This window comes from Aporhodopirellula rubra (assembly GCF_014192335.1).
Taxonomy (GTDB): Bacteria; Planctomycetota; Planctomycetia; order Pirellulales; family Pirellulaceae; genus Rhodopirellula; species Rhodopirellula rubra.
This window is the reverse complement of record NZ_JACHXU010000037.1, coordinates 1-24612: the sequence shown is the minus strand read 5'-3', so window position 1 is coordinate 24612 and position 24612 is coordinate 1. Positions and strand designations below refer to the sequence as shown.

18 protein-coding genes and 1 riboswitch are annotated in these 24612 nt (G+C 58.2%); of the genes, 12 read left to right on the top strand and 6 right to left on the bottom strand.

Features of this window, described 5'->3' with window-relative positions; genetic code table 11:
* From rsgA to FHS27_RS29200, 4 genes are all read left to right on the top strand, one after another.
* Positions 1-1188, top strand: coding sequence for a ribosome small subunit-dependent GTPase A (rsgA, locus tag FHS27_RS29215; RefSeq protein WP_184309714.1), 1188 nt, complete (start codon positions 1-3; stop codon positions 1186-1188).
* A gap of 234 nt (positions 1189-1422) precedes the next feature.
* A riboswitch (cobalamin riboswitch) is annotated at positions 1423-1648 on the top strand.
* A 245-nt stretch (positions 1649-1893) separates the two neighbouring features.
* Positions 1894-2766 carry a PEP-CTERM sorting domain-containing protein gene (locus tag FHS27_RS29210; RefSeq protein WP_184309712.1) on the top strand — a complete coding sequence of 291 codons (873 nt, stop codon included), beginning with the start codon at positions 1894-1896 and terminating at the stop codon, positions 2764-2766.
* A complete protein-coding gene (locus FHS27_RS29205) occupies positions 2763-3578 on the top strand; it encodes a DUF1559 domain-containing protein (RefSeq protein ID WP_184309710.1) in 816 nt (271 codons plus the stop codon). Before FHS27_RS29210 ends, FHS27_RS29205 begins: the two co-directional genes overlap by 4 nt.
* Positions 3579-3692: 114 nt before the next feature.
* Positions 3693-4574 carry a DUF4465 domain-containing protein gene (locus FHS27_RS29200; protein WP_246421260.1) on the top strand — a complete coding sequence of 294 codons (882 nt, stop codon included), beginning with the start codon at positions 3693-3695 and terminating at the stop codon, positions 4572-4574.
* Between the two features lie 54 nt (positions 4575-4628).
* On the opposite strand, the gene FHS27_RS29195 is transcribed toward FHS27_RS29200, so the two are convergent.
* The 3 genes from FHS27_RS29195 to FHS27_RS29185 all read right to left on the bottom strand — a co-directional run bounded on the left by FHS27_RS29195 (position 4629) and on the right by FHS27_RS29185 (position 8134).
* A complete protein-coding gene (locus FHS27_RS29195) occupies positions 4629-5204 on the bottom strand; it encodes an adenine phosphoribosyltransferase (RefSeq protein ID WP_184309706.1) in 576 nt (191 codons plus the stop codon).
* Between the two features lie 85 nt (positions 5205-5289).
* Positions 5290-5712: a TraR/DksA family transcriptional regulator gene (locus tag FHS27_RS29190; protein ID WP_009097874.1), complete on the bottom strand. Its 423-nt coding sequence runs from the start codon at positions 5710-5712 to the stop codon at positions 5290-5292.
* A 514-nt stretch (positions 5713-6226) separates the two neighbouring features.
* Positions 6227-8134 carry a DUF3352 domain-containing protein gene (locus tag FHS27_RS29185; RefSeq protein ID WP_315854750.1) on the bottom strand — a complete coding sequence of 636 codons (1908 nt, stop codon included), beginning with the start codon at positions 8132-8134 and terminating at the stop codon, positions 6227-6229.
* Positions 8135-8491: 357 nt separating this feature from the next.
* On the opposite strand from FHS27_RS29185, the gene FHS27_RS29180 reads away from it, so the two are divergent.
* Positions 8492-9163 carry a BON domain-containing protein gene (locus tag FHS27_RS29180; protein WP_246421255.1) on the top strand — a complete coding sequence of 224 codons (672 nt, stop codon included), beginning with the start codon at positions 8492-8494 and terminating at the stop codon, positions 9161-9163.
* Between the two features lie 209 nt (positions 9164-9372).
* Here FHS27_RS29180 and FHS27_RS29175 read toward each other — a convergent pair whose 3' ends face one another.
* Positions 9373-10191, bottom strand: a complete 819-nt coding sequence (locus tag FHS27_RS29175; protein WP_184309700.1) for a hypothetical protein — start codon at positions 10189-10191, stop codon at positions 9373-9375.
* 288 nt (positions 10192-10479) lie between these two features.
* On the opposite strand from FHS27_RS29175, the gene FHS27_RS29170 reads away from it, so the two are divergent.
* Complete coding sequence (locus tag FHS27_RS29170) at positions 10480-11496, top strand: metal ABC transporter solute-binding protein, Zn/Mn family (RefSeq protein ID WP_184309698.1); 1017 nt, start codon at positions 10480-10482, stop codon at positions 11494-11496.
* 222 nt (positions 11497-11718) lie between these two features.
* Here the strand turns inward: FHS27_RS29170 and FHS27_RS29165 are convergent, their stop codons facing one another.
* Positions 11719-12813: a TIGR03009 domain-containing protein gene (locus FHS27_RS29165; protein ID WP_390854859.1), complete on the bottom strand. Its 1095-nt coding sequence runs from the start codon at positions 12811-12813 to the stop codon at positions 11719-11721.
* A gap of 303 nt (positions 12814-13116) precedes the next feature.
* Between FHS27_RS29165 and FHS27_RS29160 the strand changes: the two genes are divergently transcribed.
* From FHS27_RS29160 to FHS27_RS29150, 3 genes are all read left to right on the top strand, one after another.
* The gene (locus tag FHS27_RS29160; protein ID WP_184309694.1) at positions 13117-15897 is read left to right on the top strand and encodes a DUF11 domain-containing protein; all 2781 of its coding nucleotides are present in this window, start codon (positions 13117-13119) and stop codon (positions 15895-15897) included.
* Positions 15898-16194: 297 nt separating this feature from the next.
* On the top strand, positions 16195-16830 hold the full coding sequence (locus FHS27_RS29155) for a sigma-70 family RNA polymerase sigma factor (protein WP_236624844.1): 636 nt from the start codon (positions 16195-16197) through the stop codon (positions 16828-16830).
* Positions 16827-19193, top strand: a complete 2367-nt coding sequence (locus FHS27_RS29150; protein WP_184309692.1) for a serine/threonine protein kinase — start codon at positions 16827-16829, stop codon at positions 19191-19193. The genes FHS27_RS29155 and FHS27_RS29150 overlap by 4 nt, the downstream gene beginning before the upstream one ends.
* Positions 19194-19300: 107 nt before the next feature.
* Here the strand turns inward: FHS27_RS29150 and ilvB are convergent, their stop codons facing one another.
* Entirely contained in the window at positions 19301-21178 is a 1878-nt protein-coding gene (gene ilvB / locus FHS27_RS29145) for a biosynthetic-type acetolactate synthase large subunit (protein WP_184309690.1), read from the bottom strand.
* A gap of 745 nt (positions 21179-21923) precedes the next feature.
* On the opposite strand from ilvB, the gene FHS27_RS29140 reads away from it, so the two are divergent.
* The 3 genes from FHS27_RS29140 to FHS27_RS29130 are packed head-to-tail and all read left to right on the top strand — an operon-like array spanning position 21924 to position 24441.
* Positions 21924-22280 (top strand): hypothetical protein, encoded by a 357-nt coding sequence (locus tag FHS27_RS29140; protein ID WP_184309688.1) that lies wholly within the window; start codon positions 21924-21926, stop codon positions 22278-22280.
* Positions 22277-23359, top strand: coding sequence for a helicase (locus FHS27_RS29135; protein WP_246421253.1), 1083 nt, complete (start codon positions 22277-22279; stop codon positions 23357-23359). Before FHS27_RS29140 ends, FHS27_RS29135 begins: the two co-directional genes overlap by 4 nt.
* Before the next feature lie 8 nt (positions 23360-23367).
* On the top strand, positions 23368-24441 hold the full coding sequence (locus FHS27_RS29130; RefSeq protein WP_184309686.1) for an NACHT domain-containing protein: 1074 nt from the start codon (positions 23368-23370) through the stop codon (positions 24439-24441).
* Positions 24442-24612 lie beyond the last annotated feature (171 nt).

Here is a 24612-nt window from a genome sequence, read left to right as displayed (position 1 = left end):
TTGGCTAAAAAGAAAGGCAAGTTGCGGGCGGAGTTTCGAAAGAAACATCAAGGCCGCGTCCGCACGAGCGATCTGACTCGTGAATTCCACAGCGAAGAGTCCTCGCGGCTCGACGATGTGGAACGCGGTGAGCGGCTGACCGGGAAAGGCGAACTGACACGTCGCCGAACGATCGCGGGAGCCGACAGCACTCCCGCCGGCTCGGACGGTCTGCAAGTCAACGTTCACGTCGACGAGACGCAATTGACCCACGGACGCGTGCTGAGCGTCCACGGCCTGCAAAGCAAAGTGCTCAGCGACGACGGTCGGCTGTACGCGTGTGCGACTCGCCAAGTGCTCAAGTCGCTCGCGACCGATCAACGCGGTGTCGTTGTCGCCGGAGACCATGTTTGGTTCCGTACCGAAGCCCGCGTGGGTGATGACGGACAATCCGGCCGCCGCGCAAGTGAAGTCGTAACGGCCGACGGAATGATCGAACGGATCGAACCGCGGCACGGAATCATTTGCCGCACCAGCCGCGGAAAACAGCACGTCATCGTCGCCAACGTTGACGCCATGCTGATCATCGCCAGCGCCGCCGAACCCGGTATCAAGCCGGTCCTGATCGATCGGATGTTGCTAACCGCGGCGCAGTGCGAAATCGAACCCGTTGTCGTTATCAATAAAATCGATCTCGTGGATCCGATCCATCTGCAGTCGCTCGTCGGAGCGTACGCGTCACTGGGTTATCGCGTTTTGCCGACGTCCGCATCCACCGGTCAAAACATCGAATATCTCCGCGAGTTTTTACGAAACCGGCAAACCGCGTTGGCCGGACAAAGCGGCGTGGGTAAGAGCAGTTTGCTCAACGCGATCGAACCCGGCCTGGCTCTCGCGGTCTCGACCGTCAGCACCGAAAACCAAAAAGGTCGACACACGACCACCGCATCCAAACTGATCCCATTAGCCGATGGCGGTGCCGTCTTTGACACTCCGGGCATCCGCCAATTCCAATTGTGGGACATTCAGGCAACCGAAGTCGCGGGCTTGATGCCAGACCTGCGTCCCTACGTCAACGGTTGTCGCTATCCCAATTGTCTGCACCTGCACGAAGATGACTGTGCGGTCAAAGATGCAGTCGCCGACGCCCGAATCGACGCCCGTCGCTACGACGCGTATTGCCATTTGCTCGAAGACGATTTGCTGTAACGAATCGCCGAAAACGACTTAGGCTCTTGAGAGACGCGAGGTTCTCTTGAACGTGGGCCACCGTCGGTCGACGGCGGCTATAACGAAAGCAATAACGCTCTCGCGGGGCGGCAACCCATCGTGCGTGTACCCTCGCTTCACCGCTGCACTGTTGCACACCGTCGTTTTCGTCGTCTTTGTTGACCGCCGTTGTTCGTGCCGATCAAACGACTTGACACTCCGCGAGGACGATCTAGACTCTCGCGTGTTCATGGTGACGAGCCCACAGGTGTGCGACTCGTGAACAGGGAACTCCGGTGAAATTCCGGGACGGTCCAGCCGCTGTGTTCCGCCAGTGATTTTAACCAATCACATCATTCGCTCCTTCTATGGAAGTGCCATTGCCCGCTAACGGGTGAGAAGGCAGTGAGCGACTGAAAAGGTGGTGAGTCAGAAGACCTACCTTGAGCAAGACGTTCCGTGCCTTCTTGGATTGAGGCAAACGTTGCAATGCAGTCGTGATTAAAACGATCGGTATTTTGCTGCCGAGTGATTTGCCGCGTCCGCGTTGGATTTTTTAGTAGCCTTGGCGTTCACGCTGTCATCGTTCCCGGTACCGGTCTGTCTCGTATGCGGTTTGCTCACGGAGCGAATCGTTTGGGATGAAGATACGCGCCGACGGAATCGACGGTCGCGGAATGCCTGCGATCGACAAAGGCATCAAACATGCTCCGTCCCCTTTTTCTCTCCACTTTCCTTGCCGTTCTGCTGCTCGGACACCCCGCATCGGCCGGTATCTATTCCGGCCCGACCGACACCACCAACACGGTCGATGGCGCGATCGCGTCGAACGATCCACGATTCGTTGAATGGGCCAACGTGATCGACGAAACGCGAACCATGTTCGGACCTCGCGGCAGCACGACGGTGAATCAAACCGGCGGCTTTAACAGTCTCGGCGATTTGAACGCCACCGAGATCGCGAGTGGCGACTCACCCGGATACCTCACGGTACTGTTCCCAACAGGAATCGGAAACGGTTCCGGAGCGGACTTCGCTGTCTTCGAAAACGGATTTCGATTCGGCACCAATGCCGATGGCGTATCGGGATTGTTTGCAGAGTTCGCCTACGTGGATGTCTCGACCAACGGAAGTGATTTCGCTCGATTCCCCAGCACGGCGTTGAACGACGGAGCGCTGCCAGGCGGTTTTGGCACCTCGTTTTCCGGTTTCGATGTCACCAACGTGCATAACCTCGCGGGCAAACATGCCGCCGGATTCGGAACGCCATTCGATCTCGATGACCTCAGCACCGATCCGCTCGTTACGGGCGGGTTGCTCGATCTCGACAACATCCAATACGTGCGACTCTTCGACATTCCCGGTAACGGATCGTTCCTCGACAGCAACGACAACCCGATCTACGACAACTGGCTGACGACCGGATCCGGCGGCTTTGACTTCCGACTCGGCGAAGGGATTGGCATCGGCGTTCTTAACGCGACCGCGGTTCCCGAACCGAGCAGCCTCGCCCTGTTCGCGATCGCGGGCAGTGCACTGATGCTACGTCGACGCCGCAAGTCCGCTGGCGCAGCATGATCATCGACCGCCGATTCTCATTCAGGAACCAAGCCGACAACGCCTTCACGATGATCGAACTGCTCGTCGTGATTGGCATCGTCGGCGTCCTGATCGCGATTCTGCTTCCCGCCGTCCAAGCGGCACGCGAAGCGGCGCGTCAGGTGAACTGCAAGAACCACTTGCACCAAATCGCCATCGCGTTGCACTCATATCACGACGTGCATCGCTCGTTGCCAACAGGGTGCTTCGAATGGCGGTACTTCCGCGCGCCACCAACGCTGCGACAATTCGCGTGGTCCGCATTCCTGCTGCCCTTCATTGAACAACAGCCGTTACACGAACGGATCGATTTCGGGCTACCTTTCGATGCACCGAAAAACGCCGACGCGGCCGCGACGCGAGTGGGAACCTATGAATGCCCGACCGCCCCGCAGCGACAGTTGATTCGTGCCCAAACCGATTACGCCGGCATCTTCGGCGAACTGCTCGTTGATAACGAGCAAGACGACGGGGTGTTCTTGTACGAGAAGCCCATCCGATTCGTGGACATTCTCGACGGGCTGACCAACACCCTGATTATCGGCGAAGACGTCGGCGGTCCTGACAGCGAGTGGATCAACGGACGAAACGTGTTCGCTCAAGCCTTCGGCGTCAACGACACCGAGGCCCCTCCATTCGACAACGAAATTCGCAGCCTGCACGGTGGCGGCGCGATGGTCCTCTTCGCTGACGGACGCACCGTTTTCCTCTCCGAGTCGATCGACCGAACGCTGCTCGGAAGATTGATCACACGTGCCAAACGTGAACCAGTCGACACCACCAATCTCTAACACAGGACTCCAATCCCAATGCCCTCGACCATGCCCTCAACGATGCCCTCGTCAATGCCCTCGTCAATGTCCTTGACAATGCCCTCGACCATGCCCTCGACCATGCCCTCAACGATGCCCTCGCTCCGAATTCTGATCCCATTCTTGGGACACGTATGGCTCGCTACCTGTATCGTACCGGCGGCGGTGACCGTCGACTTTGACGAAATGTCCGGATACACAAACACCGGTCCCAACGGCAGCTATTTCGACGGCTACGGTCAAGCCGCCAACTCCGCCGGGTTCACCTCACAAGGCTTTCAATTCAACACGGGGCAATACGGCCCGGGATGGAGTTATTCAAACGTCAATGATCCGACAACACCTGGGTTCACCAATCAGTTCGCCGCCGTGACGGGATCGGGTTTTGGAGGCAGCGGAAACTACGCCGTCGCGAGCGGATATCTCGACGTCGCGCCCAACGCGTTCAATCCGGTTCCGTTCAATCCAGCCGACGTCAACGACCTCCGCTATTTACCGAGCATCACGTTGCCCGTCGGAATGAATGCCGCCAGCGTGCTGGTTACGAACGCGACGTACGCGGCGCTATCGATGCAGAACGGCGACTCGTTCGCGAAAAAGTTCGGCGGCCCCGGTGGTGACGATCCGGACTACCTTCTTCTGTCGGTGTTCGGTATCGACGATTCCAACCAATCTCTCAACACGTCGGTCGAGTTCTACCTCGCCGACTTTCGTTTCGACGACAACTCACTCGACTACATCGTCGACCAGTGGACGACTCTCGACCTCAGCCCGCTGGCCGGTGCATCGAGTCTGCACTTCAACCTTTCCTCCTCCGACGTCGGTGCGTTCGGAATGAACACGCCAGGCTATTTCGCGATCGACAACCTGACTACCGCCTCGGCGGTCCCCGAACCGAGCAGTCTGGCGCTGCTCGGGATCACCACCCTCGGCGCCGTTCATTTTCAACGTCGCCGAAAACGAAATGCCCGCTAAAGCGTTTCGATCAGTAACGTAGTTTCATAAATAGCTACGTCGCTCGCGGGAAGGTTAAACGCTGGGTCCTGGCATTTCGTTCTGAATGCTCAGTTCCTGTTCGCTGTCGTCGCCGCCGTACCTTAAGACGCTGTGAACATCGTAGGGCTCCATTCGGGCCTCGCCGCCGAGTGCTTCCAAGTGGATCAAAAAGGAACAGCCGACAATTTTGGCGTCGCACTTTTCGAGCAATCGCAGACAGGCTTCGACGGTGCCACCGGTGGCGAGCAGATCGTCCACGACTAGCACACGCTGACCAGGTTTGATGCCGTCGACATGAATTTGCAATTCGTCGGTGCCGTATTCCAGTTGGTAGGCGAACGAGTGCAAATCAAACGGCAACTTGCCGGGTTTGCGGATCGGAACGAACCCGGCGCCGAGACGCATCGCCAGCGGGGTTCCGAAGATAAAACCACGGGCTTCGGCGGCAGCAACGATGTCGATGTCCGCGTCTAAGAAAGGTGCCGCCATGGCGTCCACTGCTGCTGTCAGTGCGTCGGGATCAGCGAGCAGCGGCGTGATGTCTCGGAACAGAATTCCCGGTTTGGGGTAATCGGGAATGTCACGTACGTAAGACCGTAGGTCCGTCATGGTTATTGTCTTTCACGGAGTGAAGCGGGAGAGAAATGTTTCTGACCACAAGACAATAACCATACACCCAAACCTGTTCGACCCGTTAGCCCTCGACGACATCGGCTTCGGTCATGTCGAAGATACGGTTCCACGGAACCGAGGCCGCCGAATCGTCACTGCCACGTTCAGCCAACCGACGACAATCGATGCAGTCGCTCGCGTAAGGAATCGCGCGGAGGCGATTCAGCGGGATGGGTTTTCCACATTCTTCACAGTCGCCGTACGTACCGTGCTGGAACTTATTGATCGCCTCTTCGATCGCCGTCAATTCACGACTCTCGACTTCGACCAACTGGCTGTTCAGTTCGTCCTGGACGGTATCCGCGGCCGCATCGAGCGGATCACCGGTTTTTTGCTGATGCAGTTCACGCAGCAAACTGAGATCCCCCGCCAGTGCCTTCCGCAGAGCATCACGACGGCGGACCAACGTGATTCGCAGTTTTTGGAGAGATTCTTTTCTTGACATTGGAAAACCTTTCAAACAGACGGGTGACGTCCGGGGTGAACCGCAAATTCTGCCCCGCGGTAACTGCTCAGACGTTCGAGAACGTACCAAAGTTCGCTACGCGGAATCGAATATTGGTGCAGCCAGGTCCGAAAATCATGCGTTCTTCACTGGGAGCCCTTTTGCCTCAACGGCAGGCAATAAATGTCTCGCCGCAGCAAGGTTAGACGTCCAACACGAATTTCAAGCCTAAAAACCTGGCAATCACGAGACCTCACGCCGATGTCGCAACGATTGTGCCGAAAACGCTCATTTCCCACCCAAAAAACTTTTTGCTCTACCGCCGTTTTAGAGGGACATTTCAAACAGCCCCCACCCCATCGCGGGGCGGTAAACTTCCTTGAGCCGCCACTAAAGGACCCCACAACGCCACTAACGGGAATCCAGGGGCGATTCCCAAACGTAGGCCCTCGACCGACGTGTCAATTTTCGCACACTCGATGCCCATTATCGCAGGCACCCGACCGGCCGCCGGCTACTCCAACGGTCGCAACGTCATCAATCCAAAGTGCAGCCCGCCGGGCTCGTCATACCCGAAACTGCCGCTGACGTTGAAATACTTCTGCAGCTTGTCGAACGACGGCAGTTGCTGCCTACGGAGCAGGTCGGCGAATTCCTGAGCGACCGGGTTGTTCTCGCCGCGGCGATTCAGTGTATCGGCGAACGTCTGCGAGGCCGCCATGTTGTACAGCACCCGATAACTGTCCGCGTCACGTGAGAAACTGAGCAAAAACGGTTGCTCACCATCGAGTTTCGCACCGAGTTCGGAGATCATCAGCGCGTAGTCGGTGTCGTCGACCAGTCGAGGAGTCTTGCCGCCGCGTGCCCTCACCACTTGCTCGACCAATTCGCGACTGTCGGCGAGGACGAGGTAGTCGTCGATCAACGCTACGCTGCGCTCGGGTGTTCGCAGCGTATCGGGCAACTCACGCCGGTTCGCAATGAAATACACCTCGATGCCTCCGACGTTTTCCGCTTGCATGTCGGCCGGCGGCAATTTGGTCTTCGCCTTCTTCAACATCTCTCGCGCCTTATCCACGTCGTGAACCTGCAACGCATGGAGCCGTGCAACCGCGTTCCATGCCGCGGGTAATTGATAACGTTGAACTCCGACATAACGTCCGGTCAGGTTGGCGATCAGATCCTCTTTGAGACTGATATCCAACCGACCTTTCACGCGGTCCTCGGTGAACCGGTCAAACGAACCTTCTCCCGCGAACTGGTCAACGATTTTGGTCAGGTTGTCCGTCGACGTCGCGATGTCCCAATGCGCCGTCGTGTAACTCGTCGCGTCGGCGGGAACCCAATCCGGTGGACTTGGCTCAACCGTCTCCGGACGCACCACACCGAAGAACCCATCACGTGGTGCATCGATCACGACATGAGCATGAATGATGCCCTCCACGATATCACCGCCGCGGAAGATGCTACCGCCGATGCCGCGAATCTTTTCGGCACCGAGAGTGTCGACGATCGGCATGATGAAAAACGCCGATCCCGTTCGACTGATGATCTTTTGTGCGATCGCGTACGGGTGAACGAAAAACGTGATCTGAGGTGTTTCTTCTTCGGCACCGATCGACCGCGTCATCACCGCACCGAAATCAGGATTGCTCGACAAGTTGCCACTGATTTCAACCATCTGGCTGTCGGTATCTTTGCTTCGCTCGGACGCCTCTTTGCGATTGCGTGGTTCGTCTGACTCGTTCCATCGCTCGAGCACATCGGCTGCCGCACGCCGGCCCAGCCCGACGACAAACACACCGTCGCGTTCAAACCACTCGACATGTTGGCCGCGACCGCGTGGACGCCGCCATGACGTCAGCTCGTGGTCACCAATCTTTTCGTCATCGCGGACGAATTGATTTCGGCCGGACAAGTCACCGATTTCCGCTAACAACTCGCGCATCCGTGTTTGGGAAGCGTTTTTCTCTCCCGTTTCGATGATCAGGACAACCGCAAAACTGTTTTGCTGACGCCGTTGACGCTGCAGACGCCGCCCGATTTCCTCGTCCGTGAGTTCGTCTTCATCCTCGTCGGGTCCACGAGTGGGATTCTTAGGCTCCTCTTCGGGAGGCGCCCCAGGCACCAACGCGATCGCGATCTGGCCCTGGGGGATCGACAACATTTCGTCGAGCGATAACCCGATCTGCGACGCAAACTCCTCCAACGTGTTACTGACGGTTTGATACGTATCCGAAATGAACGGCCGCATCGCCGGATCATCGAGCATTTGCCCCAGAGACGAGCGGGCGAAACCGACCTTCAAATCGGCCACGTTTCGAATCCGCAGGTACGCGTACGTGTCCGACGGCAACAACCGCGAAGCGGGCGGCGATTTGGATTCAAACGAAAGGGCGTCCGACACGCTATCGCGGGCCACGCCGCGATCCTGAGCCGTGACGGGTGCGACGAAGAGGGTGATGCCGGTTATGCAACCAAACAAACACCGAAGACCGAGCCGAAGTGAACGAACGCACATGAAATTTGAATCCAAACAGAGGGCAAACTGCCGGTGGGGAGACTAGACTATTGGCATCGTCGCGGTGGACAGAAACTTCGCCGCAATCACGGTGTTTCAGCAGAACGGCGTTTCAGTGACATGGTATTTCACGAGTCGCCAACCGCACCAGACGCTGTTATACCGCACCCGCACGCGGGCAACTGCGATCAACGTGCGTCCATTCGCTCCGTCGAAGGCGATCTTGGCAACCACGATTCCAACAAAGCAAAAGAACATATGAATCTTTCGAATTCAACCACCGGTCTTCCGCGATTCTTCGCCCTCGTCGCCGCCATGCTCGTGTCCGCCGCCCTCGCGACGCCCTCGTTCGCTCAACCAGCTACTGAACAACAAGAAGGCGCGATCGGCGGCATCACACCCGACGAAGCGTTCTCCAGCGGCGTTGAGCGAACCGGCGTGGTCGGCCAATCCGCCACCGCCGCTCCCGTCGGAGCCAGTGCCGCGTCCAACGCCGGTGCCTCCGCCGCCGGTGGCGGTCGCAATGCGTTCGGAGGCGGTTTCGGGGGAGGCTTCGGGGCCGCGTTCGGTAACCTGTTCAACAACAATAACGCCAACAGCAGCAACTCGACGCCGCCTATTCGCACTCGCCTGCGAAGCCGAGTCGAGCTGCCCGCCAGCGTCATGCAATCACGCTTGCCTCGCCAAGCCGTCGCAGAAAACCGTTTCCGCACCGCCGGAACACTGAAACCACGCACCAACGTCGGCTCCGGTGCTTCATTTGGTACCGCCGCGAACGCCTACAGCGGAGTCAACGTGCAGATCCAAGACCAAACCGCGATCCTGAACGGAACCGTTGCCAACGAAAGCGACCGTCGCATGAGTGAACTGTTGATGCGACTAGAACCTGGCGTCTCAAAAGTCCAAAACCGCATCAGCGTCAGCCCATAATCAGCGTCTGCCCATAAAACGTCTGCCCATCCTCAAACGTTCGCGGCAGAACGCTCAAAGGCGCACGCTCGCTTCGTGAGAACATCGGCGCCACGATGTTTGGCGACATCGGCGACATCGCTGTCGAAAACCCTCGACAGCACTTTCATCTCCTTTCGCAGCCTCTGTCACCCGGCGGTGGCCCAATACGGTGACGTGATCGATTCATCTCATTGCCGTTTCAAGACCACGTACGACGCTCCCGGTCGCTTCGTCCCGACGGCCTCGATGAATTGAGCGACGAGAAAATCGCCTAACAAGAACCCTTCTGCTCGCACCGACGAGAACTTGCCCCGAAGGCTCTTCGTCATCGCGAAAGACAGCATCAGGCCTTCCCGCTTTCCACGAACCTCGTATCGCCAATGTCCCATCACGCCGGGGTTATCGTCGACGTTCCCATTGAACGTGCCGGAATCAGAAATGTCTCTGAGGTACAAATTCAATGGCATCGTCTTTCCACTGCTGAGAGCTTTCGTTCCCTTGAACGCCAACTTATCGCCGAACGCCTCGATCCCTAATAAGTCGCGTTCTAACGAGGCTCGTTGAATCATCAAGCTCCGAGCTTTCGCAATCGCGCCACTTCGACTCGCCGAACTAATCTCCTTTCCGATCAGCGACTGAATCGGCGTGTACGCCAGATGCAACTGCCGGAAATAGGCGTACTGAATCGACGCCATCGACCCGTCTTCGGGAAAATTGCCGGTCAATTCAAAATCAGCCTTCGCACGAACGACCCGCATCGCCGCTTCGACGCGATCGGTGTCAGGCATTCGGGATCGTGTCACTTGAGTCTGCGCCTTATCGAAGCTGTTCAGCGCGAATTCTCGAGCCTTCTGTTTTCGATCGCCAAACTTCTCCACCAACCGCTGAATCTTGTCCGAGAAGTCATCGGCGGCGACGACGCGCGGCAACACGAGGATTGCCAGCGGGATCACGCACACGATAAACATGGAAAGCGACGGTCCCCGGGAAACGGTTTTGTAAGGCATCAAAGGTATCCTCTTGAAAGAAGCCGTTTTCAATCGACGCTTTTGAAGCGATGCCCGCACCCGCCTGCCGGACCAAGCACCCACCCCCTGCCGCCAGCCTGTAATGGATCGTAACGATGCCCTTATTCGCTGTCAAATCTACTCGCCCGGCCTGCGAGACACGTCCGATTCTCGGTCCGCGTTGATTCGGCCAGCCAACGCCGCACAGCTCAACCGCTTCGGAATTCATGCCCGTTCGAGTACAACCTAGGCGTCCCGATTGCCCGTTTACTCAAGGATGCGTTGCCGATGCCTCACCCCCGTTCCCTCCCGACCGCCGTTCTCTGCTCCGTTGTTTTGGGCGTCTTTTTGTTGGCGGCGGGGTGCCGACCTTCGTCGACGTCGCCCGCAACCGGCGGCAACGATTCCTCAAAGACCGGAATCCTGAACGTTGTCTGCACGACCGCGATGGTGGGTGATGTGGTCCGCGGTGTCGGTGGCGAACACGTCGACGTCACCGTGATGCTGGGCCCCGGCGTGGATCCTCACTTGCACAAGACGTCACGCGACGACACCGCGTTGCTGATGAACGCAGACGTGGTTTTCTATTCGGGATTGATGCTCGAAGGAAAGATGACCGACACGCTCACCCAAGTCGGCAAGAACATACCCGTGCACGCGTTGACCGAGCGTCTGACGCCCGACCAATTGCTGTCGCCTGACGGACAACACGCTCACCCGGATCCCCACGTCTGGTTCGACGTGACGTTATGGAGTTCGACGGCGGAGGTCGTCGCCGATGTGTTGGCCGAACGGTTACCCGAACACGCCGAAGAGTTCCACGCGTCGGCGGCCTCCTATCAAGAAAGCCTCCAACGGGTTGCTGACTACGCGGTCGAGAAACTCGCAACGATCCCGGAGGACCAACGGATCCTGATCACCTCACACGACGCATTCGGCTATCTCGGCCGGGCCTACGGCATCGATGTGATGGGCGTGCAAGGTATTTCGACGGATTCCGAAGCCGGCCTTCGCCGCGTGAACGAACTGGTCGATTTGCTAGTCGACAAAAAAGTGCCTGCCGTTTTCATCGAAAGCAGCGTGTCCGAAAAGAGCATTGAAGCGTTGATCGAGGGTGCCGCTTCCCGCGGCGTCAATGTCGCCATCGGTGGGATGCTCTTTTCCGATGCGGCGGGACCTGGTGATTCCTACGAGGGAACCTATGAAGGAATGGTCGACCACAACGTCACCGTCATCACACGAGCCCTCGGCGGAGAAGCCCCCGAACGCGGCCTCAACGGCAAACTGTCTCTCAAAGGCGAATAGACAACACGCCGCGACGATGATTCGCGGCCCGTCCGTCTTGCGAAACCGCCCATTGTAGCGTGCGGCCTCAGTGCTCACGAACACGGCATGCAACGGACGTTGGCTCTCGATTGCCAACTTTGCGTGTCAGAACATGCACCACCGTTTAGCAACGGTGGCTACGAGAATACGAGAAGAGGTCCACAGTTTAATGACCGTGGTTGTCGAAAGAGAATCGATCTTTTAGCGACGCTCGTTCGGTGTCGCACCAGGGGTCGCCATTTGTGGCGGTCCGGGTTGGCGGTAGGTGTTGTGGAACACTTTCCAATCGCCTGGTGGTTTCTCGTCGATGAAGTTCTTCATGAATCGATCAAACAAGCCCGCTGCGATCGAGTTACGCTCCACACCAACAAACTCATAGTGATCCCATTTGGGAGCGGTCTTGATGTTGAAGTTCGGTGCGTACATCAACAAGGCTTCCGGCAAGAACGTTTTTTCGTTGAGTGCGATCTGCACGAGTTTGTACTGCGCCCGGTCGTCTTGTCGTTTCGGATAGGCTTCGATCAAGATCATGCCCGGTTTCGGTGCTTGAACCTGACGGACCCAGTACCGCTGAACGATCTGAGCGGCGTCCAGGTTAAACACGAACGGCAGTGGGCTTTCAAAAATTTGCTTGCCTCGCAATTCGGGCGGCAATTGTTGAACGCGGCACTCTTTCTTGCTGTGATCGAATTCGAGCAATTCTTCGCCGTTGCAAACCCAGTGTTCACCGAATTGGCCAGGCTTCTCGCTGTACTTCGGTTTGTCGCCTTCCATTCCGTCGAAGGAAACGAGGTTTTCAACTTTGAACAAACCACGGTCAGGCGACGCGTACTTGATCACGCCCGTGCTCTTGGTCGCGTGAACTCCTGCCGGGGCCGCAAACAGGTCGTAGTGCCAACGTTGGAATTTGCACTCGAGCGTCTTGGTTCCTTTGCTTTGTGTTTCCCACGCTTTCAACATCGCGTTGAGTTGTGCTTGCGACTTGGCGTCGAGCGGAGGAAACGGTGCCGCGTTAGGATCGATCGCGGGTCCACCGTCGGCGGCGCGTTCACCGGTCGGCGTCGCGTTGTAAGCTTGCCCGCCGGGTGCTTGTGCGGATGCGGATTCACTCACCGTCACGGCCATGGCGAACGTGCATGCCGCGACAACGCTCATCACGACGAACCTCCCCATTGCTCGACGAGCAGATCGCGATGCGACCGGAAACAGAGCAACCGGTGATTGGTTTCGACCACCGGCCGAAAGCGTACGTCCGGTGTGGGGCGTGGGGCCGGTGTGGGGGCAACAGAGGTTCATTCGCATCATCCTTGACGCATCGAGTCGGGGTGAACAGGAGCCGGGGTGGACAGGATCGCAACGTCCATTTGGGGAGAACCTAACGAATCGAGCCACTTGAACGAAAGAGCGAAAAAGAGAACAGATTCTCTCTTGGCGGCGGACGGGGGGATTTGATAGAGGCTAGGGGTGAGCGGAACGACGATCTGTCCCGACGGATCGGTTCGGCATCAAAAAACAACACAAATTGTCCACCTGAACGCCACGGATTGGCATATCGGGTCACCCCCGGTGACTCGAGGACACGCGAAAGGAACGCGAACGATGATGGAATTCGGAAAACGACTCTCATGGCGTCTCTCCGGTGGCGTTGTAGCCATCGCCCTGGGTGCCCTCGCGGCGGCACAGGCCCAGCGCCAAGAGATCAGCGACGCCACAGATGTTCCCGCCCTCGAGGCTCCGGCCTGGGCCGATTCGCTGCCGATGCCGATCGGAGCCGATTCGGCGGACGCCCCCGGCGTCATAAACGCGTCCTACGCCGCCGAGTTGCCGTCCACTGACTCCAGTGGAATCCCGGGCTCCAGTGGAAACCCGGGCCCCAATGGAAACGCCAACGACCCTTGGGCGGCATCGCAACCACGAAACGACAACGGACCGTCGCCCATCCTCGTCTCGCAAGTCAGCCACGAGGAAACGATCGACGATTCCGGCTACGCCGAAAACGATGCCCCGATGGCAATGCCCGCCCCCGGCGGATTCAACCCAGCCGGATTGATGGGCATGCCCGAACAATCCGACAACAGCGGCCCCGCGGACGCTCCCGCAATGGCAATGCCGATGATGGGCCTGCCTGAGCAAACCTCCAACGACGCGGGGCAACCATCCGCTGAACCGGGGCTCCCCGAGCCGACCGCGATGCAAATGCCACAGATGCAAATGCCGCAACCGGGAGCTCACGACGCCGCCGCATCCGAACCACCGCCGGCCCAACTCAGCCAGCCGACAATGCAGGAAATCCAATTCGACGCCGGCCCGAGCATGAGTAGCGGCCCCAGCATGAGTGCCGGACCCAGCCTGGCTGCGGGTCCCAGCATGGGCGCCGGACCGATGGACGAAGTCGCAATGCAAGACGGCCCAAACAGCCTGGGTCCCAACATGCACGCCGCCGACATGAACGCCGGCCCAAGTATGAATGCCGGCCCAAGTATGAATGCCGGTCCAAGCTTGAATTCTGGTCCAAGCATGAATTCTGGTCCTAGCATGAACGCCGGCCCCTCCATGTACGGCGCCGCGTCAGACGCGGGTCCTTCGGCCTACCAAGACACCGACGTCCAACCGTCGCACACGAACCAAGGCCCCGCCATGCAGGGTTTCGTCGGCGACTACGGACAACCGGCCGCTCAAACGTTTGGCGGCAATTCGCTACGCGATCCTTCCGGCGTTCAGAACCAACTACGCTCGAACGCACCGCCGACCGATTTGCGTCAAACCGGTTTGCCACCCCTACCCGAACCTCGCGGCGCCCAAGAACAGCCCGGCAACGAACCATCGATGTACGGTCAACCCGAACCGTATCGCGAAACGCCCGCTCAGTTTGCCGGACATCAACGTGACGGCCGCTCTCCCATGGGCGGACAGCTACCCAACAACATGGCCCGCGCCGGCGGTTACGCTCCCGATCCTTACCTGGCAAACGGTGGCGACCCGATCACCATCAGCCAGCCCGGCGACCGGCACCTCGAAGGCGTCCAAACGCCGAGCATCGTGATTCACAAACGGGCTCCCGCCGAAGTCAAGGTCGGACGTCCGGCAACGTTTGTCATCCAAGTCCGCAACGTTGGCAGTGCCGAAGCCCTCGGTGTTCTCGTTCACGACCGCGTGCCCGCCGGCATGCAACTCGTCGACGCCACGCCCGCCCCGACCATGCAAGGCGATTTGCTGGTCTGGCAACTCGGTGCAATGCCCGCCGGTGACGAACGATCGATCACGATGCAGTTAATCCCACAAGAAGAAGGCGAACTCGGCAGCGTCGCACGCGTCACGTTCGAAGCCGCCGCTTCGGTGCGAACCCGCAGCACACGCCCCGAACTCAAAATCACCCAGCGTGCTCCCGCGAAAGTCCTCATCGGACAACAACTCGAAATCGAACTCGAAGTCGCCAACGTCGGTACCGGCGAAGCAACCGGTGTGATCTTGCAAGCCGACGTGCCTCCGGGCCTGGATCACCCACGTGGCCGACAACTCGACAACGCACTCGGATCGTTACGCCCCGGTGAAGTCCGACGTGAAGTCTTGCGGATGCGGGCTGCCGAACCTGGCATGGTCGAAAACGTCGTTCACCTCGTCGCCGAAGACGCCGAAGCGGTCTCGCACACGGTATCCGTCGAAGTCGTCTCGCCGAATATCAACGTGGCTCTGTCGGGACCGTCACGCCGGTTCCTCGAACGCCAAGCAACGTACACCGTCAACATCGAAAACCGCGGCACCGCTCCGGCGACCAACGTCGAAATCGTCGCCCGACTCGATCGCGGCTTCACCTTTGTCAGCACCGAAAACAACGGCCACTACGATCCCAACCGCCACGCCGTTCTGTGGTCGATCGTTGACCTGCCGGCCGGTGACGTCGCCTCCGTTCCCGTCACGTTGCTGCCTGTCGAAGCGGGTGATCAAGTCATCCGGCTCGAAGCCAGTGCCGATTTGAACGCACGCAGCGAAATCGAAAACACCGTTTCGGTCGAATCGCAAGCCGAACTGACGTTCTCGATCGCCGACACCGCCGACCCGATCGAACTGGGCAGCGAAACGACGTACGAGATCAAAGTCCGCAACTCCGGATCGCGTAACGACACCAACGTCCAAGTCCAAATGTTGCTGCCTCCGGGCATCGAAATGTTGGGCAGCGACTCCGATGCCGGCACCGACGGTCGCGGCGGTGTGATGTTCGCTCCTCACGGCAACCTGCCCGCCGGTGAAGAACTCGTCTATCGCATCCGCGTCCGCGGCGTCCAACCCGACACACACGTGATCAAAGCCGTCGTCACCAGCGACCAGTCACGCGTGCCCGTCACCAAGGAAGAAAGCACGATGGTTTACGCCGACCGCTAAGGTCTCCGAACACTCAACGTGACGGGCACGATCCCAAAGGATCACGCCCGTCCGAATCGGTAACAAACGTCGAAAGGCGTCGAGGTTGAAATTACTCAACCCCGACGCCTTTTTTCGTTTTCACGTTTTCCGCCAAAGGAGCTCGGCCGGGCAACAGAAACGGCCGCCTTCCCCGCACAAAGCCCGCGTGTCGATCGGGTAGGATATCCGACAGAATTTCCTCAACTTTTTGCGGCGGATTCGTTGTCCCGCCGCAACCATCTCTTTGTCGCACTATCCAACCCCAAAACAGTCACATTGGAAAACCCTTCCCACGCTGACCCCTCGCAACCGCCCAGCCGGATGGAGCGACTGATCGACGCTGCGCGAGACGGCGATGCAGACGCACTGGGTGAATTGCTCGGCAACTATCGTCGTTACCTCGTATTCCTCGCTCGCACAGGATTGCACCATCACATGCAAGGCAAAGCGGACCCGTCGGACATCGCTCAAGAAGTCTGCCTGGCCGCGCATGGGAATATCGCCGACTTCCGAGGCGAATCGGCCGAAGAGTTCGCCGGATGGCTGCGAGGCATCCTGACCAACACGATGGCCATGCATGTCCGCAAATACCTCGGCACGGCGAAACGCGACCCTCGACTCGAACAACAACTCAACCAAAGCATGGCGAGCGCGACGGGATTCCTGCAATCGCAGCTCGCCGGAGACGTCACCTCGCCGAGCCAAAACTTTGCGAGAAACGAAGCGTTCTTGCAACTCGCCGGCGCACTCGAAGGGTTACCCGAGGATTACCGACGCGTGATTGTGCTGCGTCACGTCGAGGGACTGCCGTTCGCGGAAGTCGCTCGCACGATGGGACGCACCGTCGACAGCGTCGAGAAATTATGGGTACGCGCTTTAGCAAAACTCAAATCTAGCATGAGCGACGAATGAGCAACCTCGACGAAACCGATGACGGACGCGTCGTCTCGGCCGTGAAAGACTACATGCGAATGCTGGACGCCGGCAACGCGCCGACGCCTGACGAGTTCTTGCAACAACACGCCAACATCGCCGACGAACTGCGTCCCTCGCTCGAAGGTCTCGCACTGGTTCACCGCGCCGCCGACCCCACGCCATCAACGATGGTCGCCCCCGACGCGGAGTTCACAACCAAACCGATCGGCGACTTTCAAATTGTCGGTGAACTCGGACGCGGCGGCATGGGCGTCGTCTACGAAGCGATCCAACTATCGCTCGGTCGTCACGTTGCCCTCAAAGTACTGCCCTTCGCCAGCGGCCTCGACGAAGTCCGCTTGCAACGGTTCCGCAATGAAGCCCACGCCGCCGCCGCGATCCATCACACCAACATCGTCCCCGTGTACGCCGTCGGCAGCGATCGCGGCGTCCACTACTACGCGATGCAAATGATCGACGGCAGCACGCTGGCCGAGTTGATCGAAAACATGCGAAAGACGAACGCGCATGGTTCAACCGACAACACCGCTGCGATCGACTCCGCCCCGATCGGCACCGCGTCCCCCACACGCGCCAACGACACCGTCGCCCGGCACACCACGCTGCTCAACAGCAACGTCTCGTCGCGTTCTCGCTACTATCGATCCGTCGTTCGGATGGCTCACCAAGCCGCACTCGCGATCCAGCACGCGCATCAATATGGCGTGGTGCACCGCGACATCAAACCGGCCAACCTGTTGCTCGATTCGACCGGCAAAATCTGGGTCACGGACTTTGGATTGGCCCAAGTGCAAACCGAAGCCTCGCACTTAACCCGCACGGGCGACCCGATGGGAACGCTCCGTTACATGAGCCCCGAACAGGCCGCCGGCAAACGCGACGAACTGGACCACCGAACGGACATCTATTCGCTCGGCGTCACGCTCTACGAACTGCTGACGCTGCGCCCCGCGATCGAGGGCAACGGCTATCGGGAAATGCTCAACAACGTAGCCCTCCACGAACCACCGTCGCCACGCTCGATCGATCCGGCTCTGCCGATGGAACTGGACACGATCGTTCGAAAGGCGATGGCCAAACTCCCGGGCGAACGATACAGCAGCGCGGGCGATTTCGCCGCCGACCTGCAAGCTTGGTTGGACGACAAACCGATCACCGCGAAACCACCGACCGTTTTCGAACGGCTATCGAAATGGCGTCGACGCAACAGCGGACTCGTTGCCGTCGCGAGCGGACTGTTGCTGTTCGCTTCGTTGGCACTGCTCGTCACCACGCTGATGATTTGGCGAGAACAACGTCACACCAAAAACGCACTCAGCCGCGAAATGCATCAACGTGAGCAAGCGCAGCGGAGCTTTCAGCAGGCCCGCAGCGCCGTCGACACGTTCAGCAGCCTGAGCGAAAGCGAACTCGCCCATCGGCCGGACTTGCAAGACCTCCGGCGCAGCTTCCTGGAAACCTCGTTGGCGTTCTACCAAGACTTCCTCGCCGATCGAGCCGACGATCCGACGCTCGCCAAAGAACTCGAGGCGACGTCCGACCGGGTTACCAAGATGTTAGATGAGCTGCAAATCCTCGAAAGCATCTGGCCGCTGCGTGCCCTCGCCGATCAACGCGTGCGACGAGAGATCGACATCAACGACAACGACGCCGATGAGATCGAAGCCGCCGTGCAACAGTTCCACCTCCAACGCCAAACGCTCGGCAGCCAGTACTCCGGTGGCCCCGCCAACAATGACGCGACGTCCGAACTCGCACAAGAATTCAACGCGTTCGTCACCCAGCGACTCTCGACGCAGCAGATGACACGACTGAGCCAAATCATGGCCCAAGAGATGTTGCCGTTCACGTTCAAATCATCTCGCGTGATCGCGGCACTCGATCTCTCACGTGAACAGATCGACGACATCAATCGCATCATCGAAGAAACACGTCCGTTCCCGGGCAACGGACGCGAAGGCCCCGGCCGCGGCGGACCACCGCGGTTCGGAGGCCCCAATTTTGGAGGACCGAATTTCGGCGGCCCCAATTTCGGAAATCCCAATTTTGGAAATCCCAATTTTGGAAATCCCAGAGGCGGCGGATCCCGAGACCGATTTGACGGCGGCGATGGCCGCCCCCGAAACAGCGGCGACCCTCAACGTCCACCGACGGACAACAACGATCCCAATCGCCCCCGGCCCAACGACTCACCACGCAACTCGCCCGATTCTCGCGTCCATCTCGAATTCGAAAGAGCCCGCTCGGCCGCCACCCAAAACACGGTCAACGAGATCCTCAAGATCCTAACCGCCGAACAAAAAGAAAAATGGAAAGCCCTCATCGGCCCCCCCTTTTGAACCCGAGAGTAAACGAGAAGTTAGAGGCTAGAGGCTAGAGGCGAGAGGCGAGAAGTTAGAAACGAGAAACGAGAAACCTGCAACCTGCAACCTGCAACTAGCATCTCTCAAACATTACTCCCCTGAGCCGCCTTACTTTCTCCCCGCGCCAAATCTTCCGAACTCATAATGATGTCCCGGTACGTTCCACCCGCTGGGATCATCGGATACACGTTTTCTTCAAACGTCACGATCACATCCAATAGGTAAGGCTCGTTGGGATCGGCCAACATGCGTTCGATCGCCGCGGGTAGATCGGCGGCCCGCGTGACCCGCTCCGCTTTGACGCGGTATCCCTTCGCGATCGAGAGAAAGTCGGGATAGATGTCCTCCTCGCCCGGACGCTTGACCGCCATCGGATCGCCCAACGCCGTGCCGCTGCGGTGACCGTCGTAGATCATGTCCTGCCACTGCCTCACCATCCCCAGCCATTGGTTGTTGATCACAACGACTTTGACGCCGATGCCGTATCGATGGCACGTGCTCAGTTCGTGAACGGTCATGTTCAGCGAACCGTCACCGTCGATATCGATCACCGTCCGATCGGGACACCCCACCTTCGCCCCGATCGCGGCCGGCAAACCATAACCCATCGTGCCAAACCCGCTGGAGCTCAAGAACGAACGCGAACGCGCGACCTGGTAGTGCTGCATCGCCCACATTTGGTGCTGACCGACGCCGAGCGAAACGATCGCCTGCCCATCGGTCGCCTCCGAGATCGCACGAATCGTCGCCTGCGGGCTGAGCTCCTCGCCCTCGGGAACCGTGAAAGGATAACGGGCCCGGTTGGCGGCAACTTCCGCTCGCCAATCGCTGTAGTCTCCCGGCGTCGCGGATTCGAGCAACTGCGCCAGCGCATGTTTCAGGTCGGCACAAACGGGCAAGGTGACAGGCTTGTTCTTATTGAGTTCACGACGATCGATATCGATGTGAACGATCTTCCCATGCTTGATAAACTCATCGACCTTGCCCGTCACGCGGTCATCGAAACGCACACCGATCGCAACCACCAAATCGGCTTCGTTGATCGCCATGTTGGCAAACTTCGATCCGTGCATGCCCAAGACACCGAGAGCGAGTTCATGGCCGGGTGGAAACGCACCGAGCCCCATGACCGTCGACGTCACCGGGATGCCTAACTTTTCCGCCAGAGCGACCAACTGCGGCCCCGTGTCCGAACTCACCACACCACCACCGATGTAGAGAATCGGTTTGCTCGCGTCACGAATCAGATGGCAACACTCATCCAACTGCCCCGGGTTGATCGCGCCGGCGGGACGTTCGGGCGCCGAGATGACCGCGGGGATGCGCGGCGGCGCGTAACGGCCTTCGGGGTTACGTGGATAGTGTTGCTGGATGTCTTTGGGGATGTCGATCAACACCGGCCCCGGTCGCTGTCCCCCAGCGAGCTCAAATGCTTCGCGCACGGTTTCGGGAATCTCGGCAACCCGTTTGACCAAATACGCTCGCTTGGTAACGGGTTTGCAGATGCCAACGATGTCGACCTCTTGAAACGCGTTCTTGCCCAACAAATGAGTCGGCACGTTTCCCGTGATCGCGACGATCGGAACCGAGTCGGAATTGGCGTCCGCGATTCCCGTCACCAGGTTAGTCGCGCCGGGACCTGACGTCGCGAGACAGACGCCGACTTTCCCCGACGCGCGTGCGTAGCCTTGGGCCGCGTGCGCGGCGCCCTGTTCGTGTTCAACCCGGACAATCTCGATACCGACTTCAGGCAGCACGTCAAAAATTTCGAGGTTTGCCCCTCCCGGATAGCCAAAAACCACATCGACGCCCTCGGCCACCAGTGCTTCGGCGAGAAGCCGTGCACCCCGTTTCGCGTGCGCACGATCGGACTCCACCAGATCCGTAATCGCGCCACCCGTAATCGTAGAAACGTCGTCGTAGGTAACGTGAACGAGTTGGGAGGGATCGTTCTTGTTCATGAAGTTGCCTTTTCGGCGCTACGGGGGCAGGGAAGACGAAGGTTGCGCACATCGAAAACGTGAGTTCACGGTTTAGCGAATGGGGTTAAGACGTTCGGCCCACAACGAGACCAACGAAAACTCTCGCCCCGTCTCGCGACCGCAATTTCCGCGTTAACAAACCACGCGTCACGGACACGAATCAATCGATCCGCATCGCGTGAGCACGCTCGCTAAACGGTCGCACAAATTTGCTTCCATTGATAGGCATTGCAAGCCAAAGGTTCACCCCGCCCCGACACGGATCGCCCCCATTTCAACACGGCTCCCCCCAAACCATGCGCATCGAGCGTCCCGGCGCCTAACTCTCAAACGCGAGTGTTACGCTCAATCGCCAGAAAGCAACGAACAAAATCATCACTCGCCATACCAACGATCTGACGCAACCGAACCATCGATCGAAGTCCGTAGAGCGCGATCAAGTCCCGCCCGACAGCACGTCCCGGCCGCCAGCAAGCCCCACCCGACTGCAAGCCCAGCCCGAGGCCGCCGGACACGTCGCCCTCGCACGAGAAACCAGCGACTCGCGTGCGGCAAAGCCCAATCCACGCCTCATCGTCAAACAAAAAACCTCCCGGGGCACTCCACCCCTCCCCCCTCCATCCAGCAACCTGCTAAACTCACCCGAGTGCGATTTTTGAAGCGCACGACATTTTGGGGCACACAGAAGAGCCACGACGGCTCAGAAGCGAGGGGTTTTCTTTAGATGAGCATCAAAACGCAGCGGAAGCGACATCCACGATCCCAGCGATCGACACCTCACGGCCAGGTCAACAAAACCAACGGCACGCCCGCCACACCGCACCGCATCAGCACGCAGACGCCCCACCGAAACAACACAGCACCGCGCCCCCCCGGCCCCGGCGGCAGTCTCGACGTGAGTGTCAAACTGACCAGCACGATCGAAATCAAAAGCGACATCCCCAGCATCGGCTCCACCGCCGGAGTCATTGCCACCCAATCACTCCGCACGGAAGTCGCCAAAGAAGTCCAGCAAGCGATCACCCGCTATGCCAGCGACACACCGTCCCCACGCGATCGCGCCGGAAGTGCACGACCATGAACGAACCCCAAAAAGTCACCCGTTATTGCCCTGAGTGCAAAGCAAAGGTCACTGCGGAAAAACACAAGTTTGCCAAGCCACAGATTTGTCCGAAATGCAAAACTCGCGTGCTGTTCGTCGACTATGTCAACGTCCGGCCCGAGCTCACACCTGACCTGGTTGAATTCGTCGATTCCGGCAATCCGTTAATGCAACCCAAGGTGCAACTGATCGCATTGTTTGCAGTTGTCGCACTCGCGATCGGGTTCATTGGCGCAGCGTCTTCTGGGATCACCCTCGCATTATTCATTGTCGCAGCAATCACCTTCGCCTTGGGAGTCGCGGGCGTCGCGTATTGGCTGGACCACAGCACCGAGGCGAATCAACTGCGTCAATCCTATCGTTCATTGTTGGAAACGGCCGAAGAATTGCATCGCCAGCAGACCGCGCTCGTACAGCAGTGCCATGGATTTCAGACAAATTTTGGTGAATTGGTCGATGCGGAAAAAGCGGCGATACAGAAACAACACGCCAGACTCTTGGCCGACGCGGCAGCCGAACGAGAAATGGCTGCGGACGAATGGTCGGCAGTCCAAGATCGAGTGTCAGAGGCGATGGACGAGGCCAAGACCGAGATTGCCTCATACGAGGCTGCCGCAGCAGCAATCGCGACCAAGTATCTCGCCGAAGTTCGCAAAGGAATCAAATCCAAGCTCAATTCCAACAACTACCACAAGCAGCTCGAAACGTACGAGAAAGCGGTCGAGTTTTGTGGCAAGAAAGGGTATCCAGTGGAACCCGAGATCTATGAGTCTGTCAAAGCCGAACTGAAAGAAGATTATGCGGAAGCGGTTCGCAAAGAAGTCCAGCGGGCCGAGCAAGCGCGAATTCGGGAACAGATCAAAGAAGAACAAAAAGCCGAACGCGAGCTTGAACGGGAAATGAAACGGATCGCGGCGGAACGCCAAGCCATTGAAAAGGCTTTGGCGGAGGCGTTGGCTCAATCCCAAGACGAGCACTCCGCCGAAGTGGAAGAGCTTCGACGGCGACTCCAGGAAGCTGAGTCGAAAGGTCAGCGAGCGATGTCCATGCTGGCATAAAAAGCAAAGTGTCTGAGGCACAGCAGATACGATCCATAGAGAATCTAACAAAGACAATCTGCAAGCGAATTGAGGAGGTTCGAAAGGTAAAGACGATTCTCGATCTAGAACACGAGGTTGATCTGGAATCCTTCTACAGTCCGCAATATGTCAATAAGGCTCAAAAGAGATGTCTCGTAACCACCATTGACGCAATTCCTGAAAAGGGAAGCATTGTTTTCCGAGGAGTTGCAGGACAAGGAAAGTCAGTATTCTTTCGATACCTTGCTGGAAAGGCCATGGAGACGGGCACAGTTTTGCCAATCTTTATTGAGCTACGAAAACTTGTCCATGCTGAAACTCTTGGTGAACTGATTAAGAACGAACTCAGTATCTTGGGATTCTCATCGCATCGAGCCGTCCTCGAGCACCTAGGTACCCACGGAAAACTCGTCTTCTTTCTTGACGCATTCGACGAAATCCCACAGGGAAAACAGGGGCGGACAATATCCGAGATTGAAGAACTCGTCCGACGCTATCCGGACTCAAGACTATTCGTCTCATCACGGCCAAACTCTGGTGTCGAAGCCTCGTCCTTTCTTCGCTTGCTTGAGATGAGCTACCTGCAAAGTGAAGAATATGTGCAGCTGATACGCAAGATGACAGATAGCGCAGCAGATGCGGCCAGAATTATCGAAGGCGTAGAAAGCAGTGAATGCAGAATAAAACATTTGCTCGACACCCCCTTGATGGTGGCGTTATTGGTTTTGCGATACAGAATTGATGCCACTATCCCAGAAAACGAGGAAGCATTCTTCGGTGACCTTTTTGACCTCCTTCTACGTAGGCACGACCGTTCAAAGGCTGGTTATGAACGCCCACGTAAATCTGGGGCAACTGATAGCAAACTGGGAAGATTTTTTGAGGGAGTTTGCTTCCTTTCGCTTGCTGCTCAACGAGCTGAGATGCACCGCGACGAAGTTGTTAGGTTTGGTGAGAAGTCCACCATGCCTACGATAGGATTCGAGAGGAGCTGCAAGCTGTCGATTCACTGGGAGATGCGTTTGACGTGGGAGGTGCAGACGAACCTCCTGGTGCAATGATGCACTTCTTCGGGCACGTCAATAACGGAGCCAAAAAGAACAACACCAAAAGTTAGTAATGATTGGAAAGAGCTACCTAGTGCATCATCCAGTCTTAATTTGGGGGTAGAGCCGCGCGAGTTTGGTTCTTGCTTCGCCGATCTGCAATTGCCAGTCGACGCCCCGTTGTTT